General features: G+C 57.4%; 24 protein-coding genes. 8 read left to right on the top strand and 16 right to left on the bottom strand.

Going from position 1 to position 23,145, the window contains the following annotated elements; translation table 11 throughout:
• The first annotated feature begins 13 nt into the window (after nt 1-13).
• The 4 genes from olsB (at nt 14) to tsf (ending at nt 3,521) form a co-directional block, all read left to right on the top strand.
• Entirely contained in the window at nt 14-769 is a 756-nt protein-coding gene (olsB, locus tag ACR0MV_RS02260) for an L-ornithine N(alpha)-acyltransferase (RefSeq protein ID WP_170424896.1), read from the top strand.
• A complete protein-coding gene (gene olsA, locus ACR0MV_RS02265; RefSeq protein ID WP_480700846.1) occupies nt 756-1,610 on the top strand; it encodes a lyso-ornithine lipid O-acyltransferase in 855 nt (284 codons plus the stop codon). Before olsB ends, olsA begins: the two co-directional genes overlap by 14 nt.
• A gap of 166 nt (nt 1,611-1,776) precedes the next feature.
• The gene (gene rpsB / locus ACR0MV_RS02270) at nt 1,777-2,568 is read left to right on the top strand and encodes a 30S ribosomal protein S2 (protein ID WP_170424888.1); all 792 of its coding nucleotides are present in this window, start codon (nt 1,777-1,779) and stop codon (nt 2,566-2,568) included.
• A gap of 77 nt (nt 2,569-2,645) precedes the next feature.
• Complete coding sequence (gene tsf / locus ACR0MV_RS02275; protein WP_480700847.1) at nt 2,646-3,521, top strand: translation elongation factor Ts; 876 nt, start codon at nt 2,646-2,648, stop codon at nt 3,519-3,521.
• A 366-nt stretch (nt 3,522-3,887) separates the two neighbouring features.
• On the opposite strand, the gene ACR0MV_RS02280 is transcribed toward tsf, so the two are convergent.
• The 3 genes from ACR0MV_RS02280 to ACR0MV_RS02290 all read right to left on the bottom strand — a co-directional run bounded on the left by ACR0MV_RS02280 (nt 3,888) and on the right by ACR0MV_RS02290 (nt 6,195).
• Nucleotides 3,888-4,643: a helix-turn-helix transcriptional regulator gene (locus ACR0MV_RS02280; protein WP_170424882.1), complete on the bottom strand. Its 756-nt coding sequence runs from the start codon at nt 4,641-4,643 to the stop codon at nt 3,888-3,890.
• Entirely contained in the window at nt 4,640-5,089 is a 450-nt protein-coding gene (aroQ, locus tag ACR0MV_RS02285) for a type II 3-dehydroquinate dehydratase (RefSeq protein ID WP_480700848.1), read from the bottom strand. The genes ACR0MV_RS02280 and aroQ overlap by 4 nt, the downstream gene beginning before the upstream one ends.
• A gap of 104 nt (nt 5,090-5,193) precedes the next feature.
• The gene (locus ACR0MV_RS02290) at nt 5,194-6,195 is read right to left on the bottom strand and encodes an NADPH:quinone oxidoreductase family protein (protein ID WP_480700849.1); all 1,002 of its coding nucleotides are present in this window, start codon (nt 6,193-6,195) and stop codon (nt 5,194-5,196) included.
• A 137-nt stretch (nt 6,196-6,332) separates the two neighbouring features.
• Between ACR0MV_RS02290 and ACR0MV_RS02295 the strand changes: the two genes are divergently transcribed.
• Entirely contained in the window at nt 6,333-7,151 is an 819-nt protein-coding gene (locus tag ACR0MV_RS02295) for an SDR family oxidoreductase (RefSeq protein ID WP_480701234.1), read from the top strand.
• A 14-nt stretch (nt 7,152-7,165) separates the two neighbouring features.
• Complete coding sequence (locus ACR0MV_RS02300) at nt 7,166-8,200, top strand: phosphotransferase (protein WP_480700850.1); 1,035 nt, start codon at nt 7,166-7,168, stop codon at nt 8,198-8,200.
• 5 nt (nt 8,201-8,205) lie between these two features.
• Here the strand turns inward: ACR0MV_RS02300 and ACR0MV_RS02305 are convergent, their stop codons facing one another.
• Nucleotides 8,206-8,814, bottom strand: a complete 609-nt coding sequence (locus tag ACR0MV_RS02305) for a DsbA family protein (protein ID WP_480700851.1) — start codon at nt 8,812-8,814, stop codon at nt 8,206-8,208.
• Between the two features lie 186 nt (nt 8,815-9,000).
• Here ACR0MV_RS02305 and ACR0MV_RS02310 point away from each other — a divergent pair, with 186 nt between their 5' ends.
• Nucleotides 9,001-10,230 (top strand): serine hydrolase domain-containing protein, encoded by a 1,230-nt coding sequence (locus ACR0MV_RS02310; RefSeq protein ID WP_480700852.1) that lies wholly within the window; start codon nt 9,001-9,003, stop codon nt 10,228-10,230.
• 49 nt (nt 10,231-10,279) lie between these two features.
• Entirely contained in the window at nt 10,280-11,149 is an 870-nt protein-coding gene (locus ACR0MV_RS02315) for an acyl-CoA thioesterase (RefSeq protein WP_480700853.1), read from the top strand.
• On the opposite strand, the gene ACR0MV_RS02320 is transcribed toward ACR0MV_RS02315, so the two are convergent.
• The 12 genes from ACR0MV_RS02320 to ACR0MV_RS02375 all read right to left on the bottom strand — a co-directional run bounded on the left by ACR0MV_RS02320 (nt 11,146) and on the right by ACR0MV_RS02375 (nt 22,894).
• Complete coding sequence (locus tag ACR0MV_RS02320) at nt 11,146-11,913, bottom strand: SDR family oxidoreductase (protein ID WP_480700854.1); 768 nt, start codon at nt 11,911-11,913, stop codon at nt 11,146-11,148. The genes ACR0MV_RS02315 and ACR0MV_RS02320 overlap by 4 nt on opposite strands.
• 120 nt (nt 11,914-12,033) lie before the next feature.
• Nucleotides 12,034-13,263, bottom strand: a complete 1,230-nt coding sequence (locus ACR0MV_RS02325) for an acyl-CoA dehydrogenase (RefSeq protein WP_475203179.1) — start codon at nt 13,261-13,263, stop codon at nt 12,034-12,036.
• Between the two features lie 128 nt (nt 13,264-13,391).
• On the bottom strand, nt 13,392-14,081 hold the full coding sequence (gene phoB, locus ACR0MV_RS02330; protein ID WP_170424856.1) for a phosphate regulon transcriptional regulator PhoB: 690 nt from the start codon (nt 14,079-14,081) through the stop codon (nt 13,392-13,394).
• Nucleotides 14,082-14,093: 12 nt separating this feature from the next.
• The gene (gene phoU / locus ACR0MV_RS02335; protein WP_170424853.1) at nt 14,094-14,795 is read right to left on the bottom strand and encodes a phosphate signaling complex protein PhoU; all 702 of its coding nucleotides are present in this window, start codon (nt 14,793-14,795) and stop codon (nt 14,094-14,096) included.
• 16 nt (nt 14,796-14,811) lie between these two features.
• Nucleotides 14,812-15,600 carry a phosphate ABC transporter ATP-binding protein PstB gene (pstB, locus tag ACR0MV_RS02340; protein WP_437436787.1) on the bottom strand — a complete coding sequence of 263 codons (789 nt, stop codon included), beginning with the start codon at nt 15,598-15,600 and terminating at the stop codon, nt 14,812-14,814.
• Nucleotides 15,601-15,623: 23 nt separating this feature from the next.
• Nucleotides 15,624-16,955, bottom strand: a complete 1,332-nt coding sequence (pstA, locus tag ACR0MV_RS02345; protein ID WP_480700855.1) for a phosphate ABC transporter permease PstA — start codon at nt 16,953-16,955, stop codon at nt 15,624-15,626.
• Nucleotides 16,952-18,424 (bottom strand): phosphate ABC transporter permease subunit PstC, encoded by a 1,473-nt coding sequence (pstC, locus tag ACR0MV_RS02350; RefSeq protein ID WP_480700856.1) that lies wholly within the window; start codon nt 18,422-18,424, stop codon nt 16,952-16,954. Before pstC ends, pstA begins: the two co-directional genes overlap by 4 nt.
• An 87-nt stretch (nt 18,425-18,511) precedes the next feature.
• On the bottom strand, nt 18,512-19,552 hold the full coding sequence (locus ACR0MV_RS02355) for a substrate-binding domain-containing protein (RefSeq protein WP_170424842.1): 1,041 nt from the start codon (nt 19,550-19,552) through the stop codon (nt 18,512-18,514).
• A 194-nt stretch (nt 19,553-19,746) separates the two neighbouring features.
• The gene (locus ACR0MV_RS02360) at nt 19,747-20,793 is read right to left on the bottom strand and encodes a sensor histidine kinase (protein WP_480700857.1); all 1,047 of its coding nucleotides are present in this window, start codon (nt 20,791-20,793) and stop codon (nt 19,747-19,749) included.
• Between the two features lie 31 nt (nt 20,794-20,824).
• Nucleotides 20,825-21,349, bottom strand: a complete 525-nt coding sequence (locus tag ACR0MV_RS02365) for a gamma carbonic anhydrase family protein (RefSeq protein WP_170424836.1) — start codon at nt 21,347-21,349, stop codon at nt 20,825-20,827.
• Nucleotides 21,346-21,987: a guanylate kinase gene (gene gmk, locus ACR0MV_RS02370; protein ID WP_475203159.1), complete on the bottom strand. Its 642-nt coding sequence runs from the start codon at nt 21,985-21,987 to the stop codon at nt 21,346-21,348. The genes ACR0MV_RS02365 and gmk overlap by 4 nt, the downstream gene beginning before the upstream one ends.
• A 16-nt stretch (nt 21,988-22,003) precedes the next feature.
• Nucleotides 22,004-22,894, bottom strand: coding sequence for a YicC/YloC family endoribonuclease (locus ACR0MV_RS02375; protein WP_480700858.1), 891 nt, complete (start codon nt 22,892-22,894; stop codon nt 22,004-22,006).
• Nucleotides 22,895-23,145 lie beyond the last annotated feature (251 nt).

Genomic DNA, 23,145 nt, shown 5'->3' on the forward strand with positions numbered 1-23,145 from the left:
AACGGAAACGCCGATGCCGGATGCAGGCCCCACTTTCACCGTCAAACTCGCAGAGTCCGAGGCCGAATTGCGCGCCGCCCAAAGGCTGCGCTACGACGTGTTTGTCCGCGAGCTGGGCGGCGGCGGTGAGATGGTGGATCATGAGGCCGGGTTGGAGCAGGACCGGTTCGATCCCTATTTTGACCACATGCTGGCCTATGACGATGCGACAGGCGAAGTTATTGGCGTTTACAGGCTGTTACCAGGTGAACGTGCCGCAGAATTGGGACAGTTCTATTCCGAAGACGAATACGACCTGACCGTCCTGAAACAGAGCGGCCGTAAGCTGTTGGAGCTTGGCCGCTCTTGCCTGCATCCTGACTATCGCGGTGGCACAGCGATGTACCACCTGTGGAACGGGTTGGCCGCCTATGTCAACGAGCGCCAGATCGAGGTTCTGTTCGGGGTCGCCAGTTTTCATGGCATCGACGTACAGAAACTGGCGCAACCGCTGTCTATGCTGCACCACAACCACCTCGCCCCTGAGGACCTGAGGGTTCGGGCGCAACCGGATGTGTTTCAATCCATGGATCTGGTCGCAGTCGACGCGCTGGATCGACGCGCGGCGATGGTGCAGGTCCCTGCATTGATCAAAGCCTATCTGCGCCTGGGCGGCTTTGTGGGCGAGGGGGCGTTTATCGACCATGCCTTCAACACCACCGATGTCTGTCTGATCCTGGACACTGCGCGCATGAACGAACGCCAGCGCCGCATCTATGGTGGAGCTTGATCCGGTGTCCGAACCACTTTGGGATAGTGAGGACGCACCCGACCCAATCGAACTGGGTGTGCTGGGTTGGCTTCTGGTGATCCTTCGCGGCGTACCGCTTGCATTGCTGGTTTTTGGCGGGCTGATTGTCCTGCTGGCCGTCCGCCTTGTCGAATACCCGCTGTTTGGTCTTCGCCGTCCAGTTACGCCGTTCATCGTGCAGTTTGTCTGCCGCAATGCACTTCGGCTTTTGGGTATTGGTATTCGTTACTCTGGTGAGTTGATGACCGAGAGGGGCGCCGTGGTTGCCAACCACACATCCTGGCTGGACATCTTCGCGCTCAATGCGCGCAAACGGGTCTATTTCGTATCAAAGGCCGAAGTTGCCAAATGGCCCGGCATCGGCTGGCTGGCCCGTGCGACCGGCACCGTGTTCATTGAGCGCGACCGGAAGAAGGCCCGAGAACAGACACAGGTGTTCGAGGAACGCTTGAAAGCGGGGCACAAACTGCTGTTTTTCCCGGAGGGTACATCGACCGACGGCTTGCGGGTTTTGCCATTTAAAACAACGCTCTTCGCCGCGTTCTTCGCGGATGAGCTGCGGGATTTCATGTATGTGCAGCCGGTCTCGGTGATCTTTCATGCGCCCAAAGGCCAGCCCGACAGGTTCTATGGCTGGTGGGGAGATATGGAGTTCGGGCCACATCTGCTCAAGACCTTGGGCGCGCGTCGGCAAGGATCAGTTGAGCTGATCTATCACGCCCCGGCCAAAGTAAGAGACTTCGAAAACCGCAAAGCACTGGCCGCGCATTGCGAAGAGGCCGTGCGCCACGCACATTCTCTGGCGCGCCTTGAAAAATAAGGGCGATTGGCCCTTGCACTGCATTCAAACCTGCCGTATACGCGCGCCATTCAAACCCGCAGGCGGGGTTTGGGCTGCGTAGGGGAGACATCCTTATCCGGCCCGCCGGTTGGAGCATCCGCTTCTTTCACCCCCGCCAAGGCGTAAACCGGAAAAGGAAAATAGCATGGCTCTTCCCGAGTTCACCATGCGTCAGCTGCTGGAAGCTGGCGTTCACTTTGGTCACCAGACACAGCGTTGGAATCCCCGCATGGGCCCGTTCATCTACGGCTCGCGCAATGGCATCCACATCATGGACCTGACCCAGACCGTTCCGATGCTGGACCAGGCTCTGCAGGCCGTTCGTGACACCGTCGCAAAAGGTGGCCGCGTTCTGTTCGTTGGTACCAAGCGTCAGGCCGCTGGCCCGATCGCTGAAGCGGCTGAAAAGTCGGCTCAGTACTACATGAACCACCGCTGGCTGGGCGGCACGCTGACCAACTGGAAAACCGTTTCCCAGTCGATCAACCGTCTGAACCAGATCGACGAAGCCATGGAATCGGGCGCCGAAGGCCTGACCAAGAAAGAGCGTCTGGGCATGGAACGTGACCAGGCCAAGCTGCAAGCTTCGCTGGGCGGTATCCGTGAGATGGGCGGCGTTCCTGACCTGCTGTTCGTCATCGACGTCAAAAAAGAAGCACTGGCCATCGCGGAAGCCAACAAGCTGGGTATCCCGGTTGTGGCTGTTGTCGACACCAACTGCTCGCCCGACGGTGTTGATTACATCATCCCTGGCAACGATGACGCAGCCCGCGCAATCTCGCTGTACTGCGACCTGGCCGCTCGTGCCGCTCTGGACGGTATGACCGCTCAGATGGGTGCAGCAGGTGTTGACCTGGGTGCCTTCGAAGAAGCTCCGGTTGAAGAAGCCGTTGCAGAAGAAGCCCCGGCAGAAGCAGAAGCATCTGCCGAAGCGTAAGCTGCCCGTCACGTAAATGACATATGGGGCAGGGTATGACCTGCCCCAATTCCGTTTGAATTGAGGAGAGCCTAAAGATGGCAATCACAGCAGCAATGGTTAAAGAACTGCGCGACTCGACCGGCGCAGGCATGATGGACGCGAAAAAAGCGCTGACCGAAACCGGCGGCAACATGGACGAAGCCGTTGACTGGCTGCGTACCAAAGGTCTGGCGAAAGCGGCCAAAAAATCCGGCCGTACCGCAGCCGAAGGTCTGGTTGCAGTACACGTCGACGGCGGCAACGGTGTTGCTGTTGAGGTGAACTCGGAAACCGACTTCGTCGCCAAGAACGCCGAGTTCCAGGAAATGGTTGGCAAGATCGCTTACGCAGCTGAAGGCGTCGACAATGTCGAAGCTCTGCTGGCGGCTGACCTTGGCGGCAAGAACGTTGCGGACACCCTGACTGACAAGATCGCCACCATCGGCGAGAACATGTCGGTGCGCCGTATGGCCAAACTGTCGGGCGACACCGTTGTGTCCTACGTCCACAACGCGGCCACCAACGGCATGGGCAAAATCGGTGTTCTGGTGGCTCTGACCGGCGGTGACGAAGCAATCGGCAAACAGGTTGCAATGCACATTGCAGCTGTGAACCCGGCAGCTCTGTCCGAAGCGGACATGGACCCGGCTGTTGTCGAGAAGGAAAAGCAGGTTCAGATGGACATCGCCCGCGAATCCGGCAAGCCGGAGCAGGTGATCGAAAAGATGATCGAAGGCCGCATGAAGAAATTCGTCGCGGAATCGACTCTGCTGAACCAGTCGTTCGTTGTGAACCCTGACCTGACCGTTGAAGCAGCCGCCAAAGAAGCAGGCGCAACCATCACCGGCTTTGTCCGTCTGGAAGTTGGCGAAGGCATCGTGGTCGAAAAAGAAGACTTCGCAGCCGAAGTTGCTAAAGCTGCCCAAGGCTAAGCCTGACAGAGGCCCTGCAAGGGGCCTCAACCAGCGCAAATTGGAAAACCGACTACGGAAACGTAGTCGGTTTTTTCGTGCTTATTTGAGCACATATCCATCACTCACTTGAAGAGATTGAGGGGCCCCGCAGATGGGGATGGTCGAGGCCCCTCAAAGATTCCAACACAGAAACGCGGAAAAATAAACGCCCTTATGCCAGAGTGATCGGAGAGCCCTGAAATTGCAAAGATCCGACCAAAATGTTCCCAGGCTAAAGCCACCACTCACGGAACAATATCACTTTGCAACTGGGCCCCAGATTCGGGAAGTCATGTTTTCCTTACCCTACGTAAATTGACGCAAATTAGCGTCAAAAAGAACACATCACGCTTCCATGATGAACATCTGATTCTGCAGCGAAGCCTTTAGGACCGCCTGTGCCGTCGTTTCAACACAAAGCGCCTCGCGCGCGAGCCTGAGGTGCTTTTCAACGGTTGCCGCAGTCAGCCCCATGAGCAGCGCGATGTCCTGCGTGGTCTTTCCATCGCCGACCCATTCCAGCGCCTCGCGCTGGCGTTTGGTCAGCGCCCGGTTGGGAGCGTTATAGGGCAGGGTGAGGATCTTCAGATGCGCCACATTATTCATCAGCAGGATGTCTTCACCATGTTCGGCCCACACGGCGTCAACCTCTTGCTGGCTGCGCCCACCACCTGCTGAAAGGGAAATGGCCCCCTTTGATCGCATAGAGACCGAAGTGAAGCTGACCGTATAGCCCGCAACCACGCCTTTTGAGCGGTTGAATTCGTAGACCCGACGCTCCTCGGCGCTCATTGAGCCGTCGGCGCTCATATCCTGGATCATTTTCCAACTGGCCGCGCCCTCGTTGTTCAGCGCCCATTTCAGCATAGGGGCGTTGAAGTACAAGCCGTCACGCAGAAAACCGTCCAGATAAGCCTTTCCGTGGTTCGTCAGAATCGTAAAGTCTTCGGGGTCGCCCAAAGAGGTTTCCGTTCTGTAGCGCGTATAGCCATAGAGCAAGCGATCAAATCCGAACTTCGCCATCTGACGGCAATGGGCATCCCAAAGCTCTTCCAGCGTCTTAACGTAGCTGAGGAAATTCAGATACTCGCTTAGCTTCATACAGCCCCCTTGTCCTGCAAATGCGCAGACAGCGCATCCAGCGCCACAACATAGCTCTGCAACCCAAACCCGCAAATCTGGCCGAGCGCGACCGGAGCGATGTAGGACTTATGGCGGAACGGTTCGCGCGCGTGGATGTTGGACAAGTGAACCTCGACCACAGGCAGCTCAACCGAGCTGATCGCATCCATCAACGCGATAGACGTGTGGGTATAAGCCCCTGCGTTCAGCACGATACCGTCCTGTTTGCCCTTGGCAGCATGGATGGCGTCAATCAGAACGCCCTCATGGTTCGATTGGAGATGCGACACCTCCAACCCAATAGAGACGCCGTGGCTGACACAGGTTTCTTCAACCATTTTCAACGTTGTATGTCCGTAAACCTCAGGTTGCCGTGTGCCCAGCAAGTTCAGGTTCGGACCGTTCAAAATCAGAACTTTATTCATCAATTCACTGTCCTCGTTACCGGTTCATAAACGTGAATAGGTATGAATGTCCACCGGCCCCGGATCATACGACCGGCACCTGTGTGGAAGCGACCCACCTCAGTTCAGTTTTCCGGCATAGTGACCACAACCTTCCCGAGTACGGTTCTGTCGTTCAAAAGGGTCAGGGCTTCGCTGGCCCGATCCAAGGAAAAACGCGCACTGATCTGCGGTTTGACCTGAGCTTTTGCGTAGAGGTCAAACAATTCGCTGATGTTTTCGCTGTGACCCTTGGGATCGCGAAAAACCGAAGCGCCCCAGAAAACGCCCACGACCTGACACCCTTTCAGCAACGGCAGATTGAGCGGAATTTTCGGAATGCCAGCGGGAAAGCCAACAACCAGAAACCGTCCATTCCACGCCATGCTGCGCAACGCTGGTTCGGCATAGTCACCCCCGACAGCGTCATACACGACATCAACACCATTCGCGCCCGCCAATGTCTTGATTTCGGACGAGAATGCCTTTTGCGCGTCTCGGTCCATGTCTCGGGAATAAACGATGGTTTCGTTCGCACCGATCTGACGGCAAAACTCGGCCTTTTCCTCGGACGACACAGCGGCGATCACGCGCGCTCCCATCGCCTTGCCAAGCTCGATCGCGGCGCTTCCGACACCACCCGCAGCGCCCAGAACCAACAGCGTTTCGCCGGGTTGCAACGCGGCGCGGTCTTTCAGCGCGTGATACGAGGTGCCATAGGTGAAGATAAAGCAGGCCGCGTCTTCAAACGGCATCGTTTCAGGAAATTTGATGGCAGAGGCCGCCTTGACCGTCAGTCGAGTGGCAAAGCCACCATGTCCGGTCAGCGCAAGAACCCGGTCGCCAAGCTCAAACCCCGTTACGCCCTCGCCAACTGCCAGAACCTCGCCCGCGATCTCTCCGCCCGGGGCGAAGGGACGGGGCGGTTTGATCTGATACATGTCGCGGATCATCAGCGTGTCGGGGAAATTGACCCCGGCTGCTTTGACGCCGACCAGCAACTCGCCTTTTTTAGGTTCGGGATCGGGCAGTGTCGTCAGTTCTAATGTGTCCGGCCCGCCCGGAGCGACGCTGAGTAAAGCTTGCATAATGATCCTGTTGTCCTTGTTATTCAGTTTAGGAGGAACTTTGGCGCAGCAGCGGATGTTGTCAAGAATTCAGCGGGATGGAAGTCTCGCTCATGACCACCGCGCACGCCGACACGCAAAAAACCGAGGAGCAGACCATGACCCCTGAAACCTTATTCTCGCTGCAGGGCAAAACCGCGCTTGTGACCGGCGGCGCCACAGGGATTGGCCGGATGGCGGCCGAAGCGCTTGTCAGGGCAGGGGCCCGCGTCCTGATCGCATCGCGCAAGGGAGACGCGTGTGAGGCAGTTGCCGCCGAGCTAAACGCGCTGGATGCGCCGGACCGTGCCGAGGGGTTCAGCGGCGATGTTGGCACGGAAGAGGGTGTTCAAGCCATGGTCGACGAGGTGAAGAGCCGGACCGACACCATTGATATCCTGATGAATAATGCAGGTATCACTTGGGGATCACCAATGGGTCAGTTCCCCTATCACGCCTGGGAAAAGGTCATGTCGATCAACGTTGCGGGCCTGTTTGAACTCACGCAGCGCTTGTTGCCGATGCTGATGAAATCGGGAACGCCAGATGACCCGGCGCGTGTCGTCAATATCGGCTCGGTTATGGGCGAGGTACCTATGGGCGACGGAGCCTATAGCTATTCCGCCTCCAAAGCCGCAGTACTGCATCTGACAAAGATTCTGGCAAAGGAGCTTGCGCCGTACCATGTCACCGTCAACGCCCTTGCGCCCGGACCGTTCGTCTCGCGCATGACTGCCTTTGCGACAGGCGATGAAGGAACCCGCGACAAGGTTGGCAAATCGGTGCCTCTGGGCCGTGTCGGACGGGACGAAGACATCGCCGGTTGCATGCTGTTTCTGTGCGGACGCGGCGGAAGTTATGTGACCGGGGCCGTGATCCCTGTTTCCGGTGGCATCAATGTCGTGACAGCTGGTAACATCTTTGCCGAAGCACTTTAGGGTCTGGTGATTAGATGTCTGAAACAGATACGAAATCACAACTCGACCTCAACGCGCTGGATGCCTATCTCAGCACGCATCTGGACGGTTATCAGGGTCCGCTCGAAGCCACGAAGTTCGCAATCGGCCAATCCAACCCAACGTTCGAACTGCGCACTCCGGCCAAAACCTTCGTGCTGCGCCGCAAGCCGCCGGGCGTGCTGTTGAAATCCGCGCATGCCGTTGATCGAGAATTTCGCGTGCAAACCGCGTTGGCCGACAGTGCCGTTCCAGTACCGCGCATGATGTTGCTTTGCGAGAATGACGACGTCATCGGCTCGGCTTTCTACGTGATGGAGCGACTGGAAGGGCGCGTGTTTCTGGAGCCCACGATGGACGATGTCGACAAGGCCACTCGCACCGGTGTGCTGGACGAGATGAACCGCGTGCTGGCCGACCTGCATGATGTCGACATCGATGCTGTTGGCCTGTCGGACTACGGTCCGCCGGGAAACTACTTCGAACGTCAAATCGCGCGCTGGACCAAACAATACCGCGCGTCCGAGACCGCAACCGTCCCCGAAATGGACGAACTGATCGGGTTGCTTGAGGCGTCCATCCCCGAGGACGATGGCCAACGCACTCTGGTGCACGGCGACTATCGCATCGACAATCTGATGTTTGAACGGGACGGGACACGCTGCATCGGTGTTCTGGACTGGGAACTGTCAACGATCGGCCACCCCTATGCGGATCTGGCCGCGGTGATCATGCAGTGGCAACTGCCCCCCGGAAAAGAGGGGCGCGGTCTGGCCGGCGTCGACCGCCAAGCGCTAGGATTGCCATCAGATCAAGAGTTTATCGAACGCTATTGCCACAGGCGCGGATTGCCGAGGATTGACAACTTTGGGTTCTATCTGGCCTTCAACTTCTTCCGAATGGCCGGAATCTTGCAAGGAGTCTACAAACGCGCGCTGGATGGCAATGCCTCTGACCCTAAACGCGCACAGGTGTTCGGAGCATACGTTCCGATATTCGCACAACACGGGCTTGCCGCGTTGAAATCCTAGGTCCTTCAGGCTGACGCCTGCGACAACTCCAGTTCGAGGTTCGTCAGGCTGTTTTTGCCAAAGAACATCTCGGTGCCCGCAAACATTGTGGGCACCCCAAAAACACCACGTTTTACGGCCGCTTTGGATTGGTCCTTGAGCCGCTGCTTGATCGCGGCATCGGTCATTGCCTCTCGTATCTTGCGGGCGGGCAATTCGTTCTCTTGTAGGATGTCCATCAGCACATTCAGTTCATCCACCTTTTGACCATGCACCCAGATCGCATCAAATATTGCGTCTATATACTTGGATTCCCAAGCTTTACCGGACGCAAAGAGTGCACCGCGCATGGCAAACTTTGTATTCACCGGGAAGTGCGGACTCATGTGAAAGCTCAGCCCACGTCGTCTGGCATAGCGATGCAAGTCATGGGTCAGATAGGCAGTCTTTTGGCGGTTTTCCGAGAACGCCTCAAACGGGTTTTGGTTATTGGTGGCCTTGAAAATCGTTGGCAGTAACACCGGCACGTAATTCAGGGCCTGATCATGCTTGTTCGTCACTTCGGGCAAAACCTTATGCGCCAAATAGGCATTGGGGCTGCAGAAATCGAAAAGGAACTCTATGGGCTGCGTCATGGTCTGCCTCCGATAAGACGATCAACGAATTGTACTCAGAACCACCAGGCGAATCTGTAACGCGTTCAGTGTAACAGTTGCGCGAAGCGGGACGCAGCAACTGATAACCCAAATGCGAATTACCCTGTTAATTCAGTGCTTCACCGGCCATGATTGGACAATTGTGCCCAGGAGGTTCCGTCAACTATGAGCAGCCAGTCGAGTTTTGATCCTGACCGTTTGAATCGTATACGGGACTGGATGCAGCGCTATGTGGACGAACGGAAGTATCCCGGCAGCTCATTGCTGGTGACGCATCGCGGGAACGAGGCGTTTTTCCATGCCTGCGGTTTCCGAAGCGTGGAACAGAGGCTGCCGTTTGATCGCGATACGCTGGTGCGCATCTATTCGATGACCAAGCCGGTCACCTCGGTCGCCGTTATGATTCTTGCCGAGCGTGGGTTGTTTCACCTTGACGCACAACTCTCTGACTTTCTGCCAGAATTCGGGTCCATGAAGGCCCTCCTTCCAGGAGCAGAGCGCTTGGATCACACCGAGGATGCGCCGCCTCCGACGCTGCATCAATTGCTGACGCATACCAGCGGTTTCAGCTATCCGTTCAACCCCGGTGTTCTGCCAAGGGCGATGGACGCGCAGGATCTGATCTTTGGCCCCAATCAGGGTCCGCTAAAGGATCGTGTCAACGCGCTTGCGAGCCTGCCGCTGGCATTTCAGCCCGGCAGTCGGTGGGAGTATTCGGTTTCTACCGATGTTCTGGGCCGTGTCGTCGAGGTGGTCTCGGGTCGGTCTCTGGACCAGTTCTTTGCGGAGGAAATATTTGAGCCGCTCGGCATGACGCAGACCGGCTTTGCCGTGCCCAAAGGGGCAGGGGATCGGTTTGCGTCGCTCTACACTCCGCTAGCCGGGGATGCGATGGCTTTGAACTCTGCTGAGACCGGAGACGATACGCTGCGCCTGACCGATCAGGCCGGTACGTCGCCGTTCGAACATACGACCACATTCTCGGGCGGTGGCGGCTTGATCAGCACAATCGATGACTACGCCAAGTTTGCCGAGATGATACGAAATCGGGGACAGGGCAACGGCAGCAAAATGCTGAGCCCTAAGACGGTAGACTTCATGTTGCACAACCACTTACCGGGCGACATTGCCTCGATGGGACCGCTTAGTTTTGCCGAGCAACCGATGGAAGGTATGGGTTTTGGTCTGGCCGGTGCGGTCGTTGTGAACCCCGGCAGAACGCGAACAGCCGGGTCCTTGGGGGACTTTAGCTGGGGCGGTATGGCGTCGACCTTTTTCTGGATCGACCGCTCTAACGATTTTTCCGTCGTGTTTTTCACGCAACTGTCTCCGTCCAGTTCTTATCCATCGCGGGCCGAACTAAAGGCACTTGTGTTGGGCGCGTTGATTGAATGACAAACGCCGCCCTGATACGCCTTGCCCATAGCCAACCGGAGACTCGCACATGACCGAAGCCGAACGTGTCCTTCTTGACCTTTTGGACCTTGAAAGACTCGAAGTGGATTTGTTCCGGGGCACAGGGTCGGGGGGTGAAACGCCAACCCGGATCTTTGGCGGGCAAGTGGTTTCCCAAGCTTTGGCAGCGGCGTATCGAACGGTCGACGATCGCATGTGCCATTCTTTGCACGCGTATTTCATCCGTCCAGGAGATCCATCTATTCCCGTTATTTATCAAGTTGATAGAGCGCGAGATGGAGGTTCTTTCACGACCAGACGCGTCGTAGCCATTCAGCATGGAAAACAAATCCTGAACCTGTCCGCGTCCTTTCATATTCAGGATGAAGGCTGGGATCATCATCACCAGATGCCGCAGATGGAGGCACCGGAAAGCTATCCGTCTCGTACTGAATTACGTGAAAAATACGCTCCGTTGCTGCCAGAGAAACTGCGCATGGAACTGACCCGAGAGCGCCCGATCGAGGTGCGTGAGGCCAGTCATCTTGATCCGTTCAATCCGGAAAAGTCAGATGACCGAAATCAGGTCTGGTTCCGCATGCCCGGAGCCGCCGGAGCGGATGCTGCCACACAACAACTTCTGCTGACTTACGCGTCGGATATGTATCTGATGGGCTCGGGCATGCGACCGCACGGGCTCAGTTGGTTCACGGGAGAAGTCAACGCGGCCAGTCTGGACCATGCGATGTGGTTCCACGCGCCAATTCACTTTGAAAACTGGCACCTGTATTCAATGGATTCTCCGTGGAGCGGGCGAGGGCGCAACTTCAACCGAGGATCGATCTACGCGCAGGATGGCACTTTGGTCGCTTCGGTCACGCAGGAAGGTTTGATGCGCAAAACACAGCCCAAGCCTTAGGAATCCTCGATAAACGCTTGATTTAGCTTCCGCATTCCGCCCAGCCAGCGATCATAGTCGCCAGCCTTGTGCCGGATGTAATCCAGCACCTGACCGTGCGGCAGAATTAGGAACTGCTCGGCCTCGATACCATCGACACAGGCCTGAGCCACATCTTCCGGCTCCAGCATTCCGTCTATGGATGCAACCGAATCCTCATGGCCGCGGATCATTTCTGACCGGACAGCCTGCGGACACAACACTGAAACGCGCAAACCTTTGTGGCCGTAAGTCAACGACAGCCACTCGGCAAACCCAACTGCCGCGTGTTTCGTGACGCCATAAGGCGCAGCACCAGGTTGGTTGAGCAATCCGGCAGCTGAGGCCGTGGTCATGATGTAACCGCCGCCGCGTGAGATCATGCGCGGCACCAGATGCCGCGCAGTCCAGACATGCGACATAACGTTGATCTTCCAGATCCGGTCCCAGTCTTCGTCCGGCACATCCAAACCGCCAAGCGTCAGAATACCGGCATTCGCACAGAACAGATCAATCGGAGCGATCTGAACTTCGACGTGATCGATCAGCGCCTTGATACTGTTTTCATCCGCGACGTCGCAGGTGAACGCATGGCCACCAATTTCCTTTGCGACGGACTGGGCGGCAGCCGTGTCGATGTCGGCGCAGACAACCGTTGCACCTTCGCGCGCAAAGCGGATGGCCAGACCTTTACCAATGCCGTTCGCGGCACCGGTTACGACGACAGTTTTACCGTTCAGGTGCATCCAAACCTCCGTAAGACACGTTCAGGAAAGGATCCTAAGGCATTGGCGATATGAGGAAAGCCCCAATCGCGCAATGCCATTTATTTACCATAATACCGATTACACGATATTTGAAGTATCCTAGTAGAAGGCCTGCAAACCGGTTTGCGCCCGCCCCAGGATCAACGCGTGCACATCGTGCGTCCCTTCATAGGTGTTCACGGTTTCCAGGTTGACCATATGGCGGATCACCTGAAACTCCAGCGAGATGCCGTTGCCGCCGTGCATGTCCCGCGCCATGCGTGCAATGTCCAAGGCTTTGCCGCAGTTGTTGCGTTTCACGATCGAGATCATCTCGGGCGCAGCTTCGGCTTCATCCATCAGACGTCCAACGCGCAAACTGGCTTGCAGGCCCAACGCGATTTCGGTTTGCATGTCTGCCAGCTTACGCTGGAACAGCTGCGTCTGCGCCAGAGGCTTGTTGAACTGCTTGCGATCCAGCCCGTATTGCCGTGCACCATGCCAACAGCATTCCGCGGCCCCCATAACGCCCCAGCTGATCCCATAGCGCGCGCGGTTCAGACAGCCGAACGGACCTTTGAGACCTTGGACATGCGGCAGCAAAGCGCCCTCGTCCACTTCGACGCCATCCAGAACGATTTCACCGGTGATCGAGGCGCGCAGGCTCATCTTGTTTTGAATCTTCGGCGCGCTCAGACCTTTGAGGCCTTTGTCCAGAACAAAGCCGCGGATCTTGCCGTCATGCGCGTCGGATTTGGCCCACACGATAAACACATCAGCAATCGGAGAGTTCGATATCCACATCTTACTGCCGGTCAGACGATAGCCGCCGTCGATCTTTTCAGCGCGGGTTTTCATGCCTGCCGGGTCCGAACCCGCATCAGGTTCGGTCAGGCCAAAACACCCGATCCATTCTCCGCTTGCCAATTTCGGAAGGTATTTCCGGCGCTGTTCTTCGCTGCCATAGGCATAGATCGGATACATCACCAGCGAGCTTTGCACCGACATCATCGAACGATAGCCCGAGTCCACGCGTTCGACTTCGCGCGCGACCAGACCGTACGACACATAACCCGCGCCCAGGCCGCCATATTCTTCGGGAATTGTGGTCCCCAGCAGGCCCATTTCGCCCATTTCGCGGAAGATTTCAGGGTCGGTTTCTTCGTTCTGAAAGGCTTCCAGAACACGTGGCTGCAGCTTTTCCTGCGCATAGGCCTGCGCACTGGCGGCAATCATGCGCTCGTCTTCGCTGAGCTGATCCGCCAGACGGAATGGATCGTCCCACGAAAAAGAGCCCATGTCTGGTGCATCTTTGGCGCGCAAAGTCGGTTTTGTGTTCGGGGCGTTCATCTTGCTTCTCCGCTCAATCAGCTTTGCCGCAAGGTAACCTGCCGACACCGCAAAAAACAGTCAGAGTTTCGCATCGAACTATGAGTAAACCGCATAGAACAGGGCGAAACCGCCCTGCCCTGATTTTATCACCCCAAGGCGTAGCCCGCGCCGCGTACCGTGCGCACGGGGTCTTCGCCGCCATGCTGCGTCAGTGCCTTGCGCAAGCGGCCGATGTGCACGTCAACCGTTCTGGTATCGACGTAGATATCTCGGCCCCAGACCCGGTCCAGCAGCTGCTCGCGGCTCCAGACACGGCCCGGTTTTTCCATAAACGTGCTCAACAGACGAAACTCGGTCGGACCCAGTTTCAAAGGCTTGCTGTCGCGGCTGACCTTGTGGGTCTCGGAATCCAGAATGATGTCATCGAATTCTAACCGGATACCGACCGTTGCCGGACGCACACGGCGCAGCTGTGTACGAACGCGGGCCATCAGTTCCACAACCGAGTATGGCTTGACGACATAGTCATCCGCCCCGGTCTCTAGCCCGCGCACCTTGTCGACCTCTTCGGAACGGGCCGAGAGCATGATGATCGGGATCGAGCGTGTGTCTGGCCGTGTTTTCAAACGACGGCACACCTCGATTCCGCTAAGGTTAGGCATCATCCAGTCCAAAACGATGATGTCGGGACTGTCCTCATCTACCAGCAACAAGGCTTCATCACCACTGGCCGCCTTTGAGACACGAAACCCTTCGGCTTCGAGGTTGTAGGCCAGCACTTCGCGCTGAGCCAGTTCATCTTCGACCACCAGGACTGTAGGTTGATCAGCCGACATACCCAGGTACTCCTATACGGATTGCGAGGTGATATCGGCCTTGGGCCGCGCCTCGGTCGGGCGTTCACCGGTCACCAGGTAGACCACCTGTTCTGCGATCGCAGTCACGTGGTCGCCCATACGCTCGATATTCTTGGCGATGAAATGCAGGTGCATACACGATGAAATGTTGCGCGGATCCTCGGCCATAAAGGTCAGGAATTCGCGGAACAGACCGTTGTACATCTGGTCGACTTCTTCGTCGCGGTTGATCACATCGGTCGCCAGTTCGGCATCGCGCTGGATATAGGCGTCCAGCGCGTCGCGCAGCATACGCTCCACCTCGCGCGCCATACGGCGCAGAGCGGCGGCGCTGCCATTGATCTCACCGGCGTTAACCAGAACCGTGGTGCGTTTTGCGATGTTTTTCGAATAATCGCCGATCCGCTCAAGGTTGCCAGAGACCTTCAAGACCGAAAGCACAAGACGCAGATCGCTCGCCGTCGGCGCCCGCAAAGCAATCAGGCGGGCGGTCTCTTCATCGATCAGCTCTTCCAGGGCATCAATGGCCTTGTCACCCTGACGCACTTCTTGGGCCAATTCCTCGTCGCGTGTTTCCAACGACCGGGCCGCGCCCATGATTGCGGCCTCGACCAGACCGCCCATTTTCATGATATGGGCCTGAATCGCCTCGAGATCGCGATCGAATGCAGATGCAATATGTTGTTCGCTCATATTCAAATACCTGTCCTCAACCGATACGGCCGGTAATGTAGCTTTCGGTGCGGGGATCTTCGGGATTGGTAAAGATCTGTCCGGTCTCACCGAATTCGACCAGATTGCCCAAATGGAAGAACGCCGTCTTCTGGCTGACCCGTGCGGCCTGCTGCATCGAGTGCGTCACGATCACAACCGAGTAGCGCGAACGCAGCTCGTCGATCAGTTCCTCGACCTGAGCGGTCGCGATCGGGTCAAGCGCCGAGCACGGCTCGTCCATCAGCAGAACCTCAGGCTCGGTCGCGACGGCGCGTGCAATGCACAGACGCTGTTGCTGACCACCTGACAGGCCGGTGCCCGGAGCGTCCAGTCGGTCTTTGACCTCATCCCAGATTGCACCGCGGCGCAGGGATTTTTCAACGATCTCATCCAGTTCAGCCTTGTTCTTGGCCAAGCCGTGGATACGCGGGCCATATGCGACATTGTCATAGATCGACTTAGGGAACGGGTTCGGCTTTTGGAACACCATGCCCACCTTCGCGCGCAACTGCACCGGGTCGACGCGCTTGTCATAGATGTCCTCGCCGTCCAGCTTGAACGAGCCCATGACACGCGCGATGTCGATCGTATCGTTCATCCGGTTCAGACAGCGCAGAAAGGTCGATTTACCGCAGCCGGACGGACCAATAAATGCCGTGACAGTTTTGTCTTCGATATCGACATTCACATCTTTGATGGCGTGGGTGTCACCGTAGTACACTTGGCAGTCACGGCACTCCAGCTTGATAGAATTGGTGTCCACTTGTCTCTCCACTCGCGACATATCGTTCATAGTAGTGCCCTTCCTTACCAGCGGCGTTCAAAGCGGCGGCGCAGGATGATTGCGATGATATTCATGGTCAGCAGGAACATCAGAAGAATGATAATTCCGCCCCAGGCTTTTTCATAGAAGCCAACATCCGCCCGTGCGGCCCAGGTATAGATCTGGGCAGGCATGGCCGAGTTCGGCTCGGTAAAGCCGGCCAGGAAGCCGTCGGGGTAGCCGCGGGCAACAAAGCCCACCATCCCGATCAGCAGCAGCGGCGCGGTTTCACCCAATGCCTGAGCCAGGCCGATGATGGTTCCAGTCAGGATACCCGGTGCGGCCAGAGGCAGCACATGGTGGAACACGGCCTGCATTTTCGAGGCCCCTACCCCAAGTGCCGCATCGCGGATCGACGGCGGAACCGCCTTCAACGACGCGCGGGTCGAGATGATGATCGTGGGCAGCGTCATCAGCGTCAGAACAAGCCCGCCCACCAGCGGTGCCGATTGCGGCAGGTGCATGAACTGGATGAAGACCGCCAAGCCTAGGATACCGAACACAATGGACGGAACCGCCGCAAGGTTCGAGATATTCACCTCGATCAGGTCGGTAAACTTGTTCTGCGGTGCGAACTCTTCCAGGTAGATCGAGGCAGCAACACCAATCGGCAGCGACAGGACCAGAACCACCAGCATCATGAAGAACGAACCAACGACCGAGGCACCGATACCGGCCCCGCCGGGGTTGTCCACACCGGAATCCGCTCCGGTGATGAAGGGCCAGTTGAAAGCTTGCTTGATGATCCCCGCCTCTTTCAGCGCGTCGACCAGATCAAGGTCGCTCAGCTGAAGGAAACGGCTGTCTTGGAGCGTATCGCGCGACACGCGGCCCTTGAAATAGCCGTCAACACGGCTTGAGGCGGCCAGATCGAACATGATCGGTTCACCTAGCTTGTCAGGGTTATCAGCATAGAAAGTCCGGATCGTGCCGCCAACCTTGCCCAACAGACGCTCGATCGCGGCTTCGTCAAAGTCGACACTGATACCGCTTTCGGCCAGTTCCTTGCTCAATTCAGCGATGAACAGGTCAGAATAGGCCTTGGTTTTAAACAGTGTGCCTTCTGCCTCTTCGCGTTGTTCCGGTGTCAACGTGAACTCAACGCTCACAACTGTGCGGGTGAAGGCTGGAATGCCCTCTTTCAGGATCGATGCGAAGAGCACGACCAGAAAGAACAGACCGGTTGCGATGGCAATGATGCCGTAAAAGCGAAAGCGCTTTTCAGCCCGCGCCCGCTTGCGTGTCCGCTCATCCGTCGCCGTGAGCGATGTGCCGCGACGACCCGTCTCGGGGGTTTGCATGCTGGCGTCGGTCATTCGTACTGCTCCCGGTACTTACGCACGATGTAAAGGGCGAACACGTTCAGCCCCAGCGTTAGGATGAAAAGGGTCATGCCGAGCGCGAACGCAACCAGCGCCTCGGGGGACGCAAAATCCGCGTCACCGGTCAGCTGGCTAACGATCTTGGCGGTCACCGTTGTCATGGCTTCAAACGGATTGAGGCTGAGCCGTGCGGCCGCACCTGCCCCCAGAACCACGATCATAGTTTCCCCAATGGCGCGCGAAGCCGCCAGCAGGATCGCACCGACGATACCCGGCAGCGCGGCAGGCAGAACCACCTGACGGATGGTCTCGGACTGAGTGGCGCCAAGGCCATAAGACCCGTCGCGCATCGCCTGCGGCACCGCGTTGATGATGTCATCTGACAGGGACGACACAAACGGGATCAGCATGATGCCCATGACCAGGCCCGCCGTCATCACGGCCGTACCGGCCTTCATCCAGCCCAAACCGTTGTCGCCAAACACGTCCAGCAGCAGCGGACCAACTGTCAGCAGCGCGAACAGACCGTAGACGATGGTGGGGATACCGGCCAGAACCTCAAGCAGCGGTTTGGCAAAGGCCCGGACACGCGGCGACGCATATTCGCTAAGATAGATCGCGGCGAACAGGCCAATCGGAACGGCGACCAGAAGAGCAACGATCGAGATGTAGAACGTACCCCAAAGCAGCGGGATGATCCCAAGCTCGGACGAGCCGCCACGGCCAGAGAAGCTGGGCGACCAAGTGGTGCCGAAAAAGAAGTCGGACGCGGGGTAGAGTTTGAAGAACTCCCACGTGTTGAATACCAACGAAAGGACGATGCCGATCGTGGTCAGAATGGCAATCGAGGCAGCGGCCAGCAAAAGGACGCGGACGCCCTGCTCTACCACATTGCGCGCACGGTAATCCGCGTGGGTTTGCCACCACCCAATCGCTGCTCCGGCCAATGCCAGCAGGATCACCACGACAGACATGACGCTGTAACCGACGGCGTTCATGCTCGTATAGCTTTGGGCCGCATTCAGAATGGGCTGCGTGATCTCGGAGGTGACGACCTGACCCGCGTCTTTCAGACCTTGCGTTACGATAGCGACGTCCGCGTTCGGATCACGGGCGACCGAAGCTGGCAACTGACCCTGAGAAACCGCAGCGTCCAGACCGGAAGCTGCCCGACGAACCTCGGCCATGACCAGGCTGCGCGAGGAGCCTTCCTTGATCGCTGTATCCGGGATCATACCGGACACCTGGGAATTGACGTACAGAGGCTGCACCAGCAGCCAGATGATCAAAAGACCAAAGGCAGGCACCATGGTTTTCAGCATAACATTCGCACCGTAGAAGTTCGGCAGCGAATGCAAGCCACGTATGTCTCCGCCCGCGCTCTGCAGCGCACGGGACCGCCCCATTACATAACCGATCACCGAAATTCCGGCGACGATCAGAAAGAGCCAAAGAATTGGCATGACACCCTCACTGGTCTCGATTGAAAGTTCAAAGCAGCACAGGGGCGACCGAAATGGCCGCCCCCCGCAATTCGTAGATAGCCAAGATTAGCTGCCCGAGCCCATGGTCACTTCGTTGGCAATCGCTTCCTGAGTTTTTGCCAGCTCAGGGTCAGCAACGAGGCCGTAGTTGGCCAGCGGGCTCGAAGGACCAGCGATTTCGTCAGCAGTGAAGAACTGAGCGTATTCTTTCAGGCCAGGGATCACGCCGATGTGGGCTTTCTTCACGTAGAAGAACAGCGGACGCGAAACAGGGTACTCACCGGTCGAGATGGTCTCGGTCGACGGTGCGATACCCGACATGGTCGCGACTTTCAGCTTGTCGGTGTTGTTCTCGTAGAACGCCAGACCGAAGACGCCGATGCCGTTCGGGTTGGTGTCGATACGCGCCAGAGTTTCGGTGTAGTCACCGTCGATGTCGACCGACTTACCGTCTGTACGCACGTTCAGGCATGCATCTTCTGCGTCATCTTCGCTCATGCCGCCAGCGATCATGGCTTCCATGGCGCCGGTTGCTTCGCAGCCGATCAGCAGAACTTTTTCTTCGAACACTTCACGGGTGCCGTGCTTGGTGCCGGGGATAAAGCCAGCGATCTCAACGTCGGGCAGATCCGCGTTGAATTCGGCCCAGGTGTTGTAGGGGTTGTCGACGACTTCGCCGTCTTTCAGAACTTTTGCGCCCAGAGCGTTGAAGATGTCCGACGGCTCGAACGCGTTGAAGGCGGGGCCGGACTGCTGGCTTGCGAAGACGATGCCGTCATAACCGATGCGGACTTCCATGATGTCGGTCACGCCGTTTTCGGCACAGGCTTTGATTTCTTTTTCGCGGATTGCGCGCGATGCGTTTGCAACGTCGATGGTGTTCTCGCCAACGCCTTCGCAGAAGCGCTTGAGGCCAGCGGACGAACCACCCGATTCAACAACCGGTGTCGGGAAGTCAGTGTTTTCACCGAACAGTTCTGCGACGATCGAAGCATAAGGCAGAACGGTCGACGAACCTGCGACTTGAACGTTGTCACGAGCAGCGGCGGTGGTGGCCGAAACAGCAGCGATAGCCAGCGCAGAAGCCGACAGTTTTACAAAGGACATTTCAGTCTCCCTGAAAAGTTTGATTGTGATCACCCCCATGATGATCCTGCGCGCACCCCTAAGTGCCGTGCGTAAGCCTTTTGTGACAGGTATGTAACAGCTTTATGACAAGTCACGATTTACTTAGAAATTCTTAACTTGACGAAGCGTAAGGTCCGCGGCCTTGGACAATCGGTTTCAGGCAGACGTGAAAATCAGCGAGGCAAAATGACTGTGAAAACAGAGCCCTTGCCCAAATCGCTTTCCACGCGCAACCGACCGCGGTGGCGGTTAACGATATGCTTCACGATTGCCAGGCCAAGCCCGGTTCCCCCCAGCTCGCGCGACCGGTGACTGTCCGCGCGATAGAATCGCTCGGTCAAACGCGGCAGATGTACAGCATCAATTCCCGGCCCTTTGTCACAAATCTGTACACGTACGGCCGGTCCCCGCATCGCAGTGTCCCGCTCGGATGCGGTCAACCGTACATCTACAACGCCGCCGCTGCCGCCGTACTTGATCGCGTTCTCGATCAGGTTGGTGAAAACCTGACGCAGCTGGTCGCTGTCACCCGTCAACGTAATCGGTTCGGACGGCGCATCCAGCGTGAGGGTGACGCTGGCGTTCTCGGCCAGTGGTCGCAGAGAGTTCAACGTGGACTGCAACAACCCTATCAGCTCGACCTGTTCCTTGGGCCGGACCCGCTCTTCGCTTTCGACTCGGTTCAGCGATAGCAAGTCCCCCACCAGCCGGTTCATACGGTTGGCTTCGTCGTTCATGATCTGCAGAAACCGCTCGCGCGCAGCGAAATCGTCCCGCGCCGGACCGCGTAGTGTTTCGATGAACCCCATCAATGCGGTTAACGGAGTGCGCAACTCATGGCTGACATTGGCGACAAAATCCCGACGCATCTGGCTGGCCTGCTCCAAATGGGTCACATCCTGAAACACGGCCATGACCGCGCCGCCATCAACGGCACCAACACCCTTCATGTATCGGCACTGAACCTCGAACGTCGTATCCTGGGCACCATCATTGGCCAGATGCCGGGTTTTGGCCGGACCCTTGGTGCGCAGGCTCTGTTCCATCGCGTCAATGACCTGTGGCTGACGCAGGATGGTCGCGTAATGACGACCTTCGATGTTTTGGCCCAATAGAGTCTTGGCATCCGTATTGGCGGCTATAATCCGTTCGGTCTGATCCACCATGAGCGCGGGCATTGGAACGGCCGAGACCATTTCGGCAAGCAGATCGTGGGGCATTTCAGACACTTTCAACAGATTTGCGGACGACCTAAGGCACAGATGTCAAAGTTTCGCGAAACTTGCGCATGTTCTGCTGATAATGCAGCGCGCTGAACGTGATCTTTTGCGCCGCCGCTTCATCCAATTCTCGCACCACCTTGCCCGGTGAGCCCATGACCAAAGAGTTGTCTGGAATCTCTTTACCCTCGGTGATCAAGGCCCCTGCCCCGATCAGGCAGTTCTTACCGATCTTCGCACCATTCAGGACAATAGCGCCCATCCCGATCAACGTGTTTTCCCCGATTGTACAGCCGTGCAGCATGACCTTGTGACCAATGGTGCAGTTTTTCCCAATGGTCAGAGGGAACCCGGCATCGATATGCATGACGCAGTTTTCCTGCACGTTGCTGCCTTCGCCCACGCGAATCTCTTCGTGATCCGCGCGAATGGTGCAGCCGAACCAGACCGAGGCCCCCTGTTCCAGCACGACCTTGCCGATCAGATTGGCGTCCGGCGCAACCCAGGTGTCTTCGTGGATTTGCGGGCGATGGTCGCCCAAGGCGTAAATCGTCATGACGCACCTTCGAATTCGTTCTGCAGGGTTCTGACATGGTGCTGCAACGTGGGTTGCTGAATACGCCGCATGCGCTCGGCGCTGACGATGGTTTTCAGCTTTTCCTCGGTGGCGTCCAGATCGTCATTGATCAGTACATAGTCGTAGTAGCCCCAGTGGCTGATCTCATCCCAGCTTTTCAGCATGCGCTTGGCGATGACCTCTTCACTGTCCTGCCCGCGACTTTCTAGCCTGCGGCGCAGCTCGGGGATCGAGGGCGGCAGGATGAAAATCGACAGTGCGTGCTTACCAAGGTCCGAGTTGCGGATCTGCACTTCGCCCTGCCAATCCACGTCAAACAGGACGTCGCGCCCCGCGTTGATCGAGTCGCGCACCGGACCGGCGGGCGAGCCGTAGAAATTACCGAAAACATGCGCGTGTTCCAGCATCTGACCCTCGGAGACTTGCTGGCGGAACGCATCCTCGCTCAGGAAGTAGTACTCGCGACCATCTTCCTCGCCCGGACGCGGCGCACGTGTTGTGGCCGAGACCGAGAACTCCAACTCCGTGTCCCACTGCATCAGGCGCTTGGCCAAGGTCGATTTACCGGCCCCCGAAGGCGAGGACAGAATGATTAAAAGGCCGCGTCGATCCGCCATTTGGGCGCTCCTTTGGTTATTCTACGTTCTGCACTTGCTCGCGCATCTGATCTATAACGGCCTTCAACTCAAGGCCAACTGCCGTCAGGTCCGCGCTTTGCGCCTTGGAACACAGCGTATTTGCCTCGCGATTGAACTCCTGCATTAGGAAATCCAGCTTGCGCCCGACCGGCGCGTCCTGAGCCAGCAAATCACCAGCAGCCGCAACATGCGCTTTAAGGCGATCGATCTCTTCGGTGATATCCGCCTTGACGGCAATCAGCGCCAACTCCTGCGCGACGCGATCGGGGTCAGCCCCTTGGGCATTATCCATCACGCGGGCCAAGTTTTCGCGCAGCGCCTCGGCCATCTTGTCTTTGCGCTGTTCGGCCAGCGTGGCTGCCCGCGCAGTCAAAGCCGCAACCTGACCTAGTTGTTCGTCAAGAATTGTGGCCAACGCCCGGCCCTCGGTTTGGCGCATTTCGATAAAATCGCTCAGCAAGCCTGCGAATTCCTTCGTCAGTTGAGCCACCAAGGGACCGGGATCATCCACATCGCTGCCTGCATCCAACATGCCCTTAAGCGAGACCAGATCAGCCGCCGACGATGGTGCCAGCGTCACATCGCGCGCAATAGCCATCTCTTGCGTCCGGGCCACGGCCTCAAGAACCGCGCCCATTGCGGCTTCGTTCAAGACCAGGTCAGGCTGGGACTCATCGCGGCTGAGGCGCAAGGACAGTGTCACATTGCCCCGGCTCAGTTGCTTTGACATCTCAGCGCGCAGCGCCGCCTCAAGCCCGGTCAGCCACTCGGGTACGCGCAGACGCATATCCAGGCCTTTGCCGTTGACACTGCGCAGCTCCCACGTCCAGCTATGAGGCCCAAACGCCCCTTTGCCCGAGGCGAAACCGGTCATGGATTTTATCATGCCTGCCCTTTCCATAGCTGCCCGTTTCAGTTTGCTGCGCGCACCTAATGCCAACTGTGCGTTCAGGGCAAGTGTTTGCTGACTTTGGCTTTGTTCGCCAGTCGTTAACCATTCGTTAAAGATTTGCTCCAAAATTGAATCAACCCGCGTCAATCTTACACCTGCGAAGACTGGTCACTGCCCAAAGTCCCCAGTAGTTCGCATTTTAGGAAAATGACGGTCGATAGACGCCAGGGTGATAATGATGAAAA

This window comes from Ruegeria sp. BC3, from assembly GCF_056539265.1.